Annotated in this window: 1 protein-coding gene; it reads right to left on the reverse strand. The window is 63.7% G+C overall.

Annotated elements, in window-relative coordinates:
* The coding region (locus BN873_RS20490; protein ID WP_048675448.1) for a hypothetical protein at positions 1-540 on the reverse strand (540 nt) is incomplete at both ends.

Below are 540 nucleotides of genomic sequence, written 5' to 3' on the forward strand. Positions count from 1 at the left end.
AAGACGCCGTGGTGATACGAACGCGCGGGTTGGAGCTTGGCCGCTTGGCGGTGGGTGAGGCCCAGTCGCCAGACCAGTTCAATATGCAGCGCAATACGCGGATCGTGCGCCCGCAAGGTCTCTAAAAAGGCTTCACGATCCGCTACGGATTCAGAAGAGAGCGGTCGCGGCGCGGTTTGGGTGGCATTGACTTGTTCGCGTACGTAGAGGGCGAGATCGGAGCGATCCAGCCAGCGACAGAGCATGATGAGAAACTGCACTAAGCCCCGGCGGGTTTCAGAGGTCAGCCGCCCGGCTTGCCAATGGGCGAGCAGCGTCTCGATGTGCTCGGTACTCAAGGTGTCCGGGGTACGTAGCGGACAGCCACGCTGGGCCAGCACGGTGATGACCTGATCGAGAAACCGTTGACGTAACTGCACCGAGCCGGGACTGACCGGGCCGTTCCCATCCAGGCGCTCGCCCAGGTGCGCGCTGACCCGTGCGGCCAATAATTGGCGCTGGACACGGCGCTCCGCCTGCGCGGTCTTGCGGTCTTCGCCC

The organism is Candidatus Competibacter denitrificans Run_A_D11 (genome assembly GCF_001051235.1).
GTDB classification, from domain to species: Bacteria; Pseudomonadota; Gammaproteobacteria; order Competibacterales; family Competibacteraceae; genus Competibacter_A; species Competibacter_A denitrificans.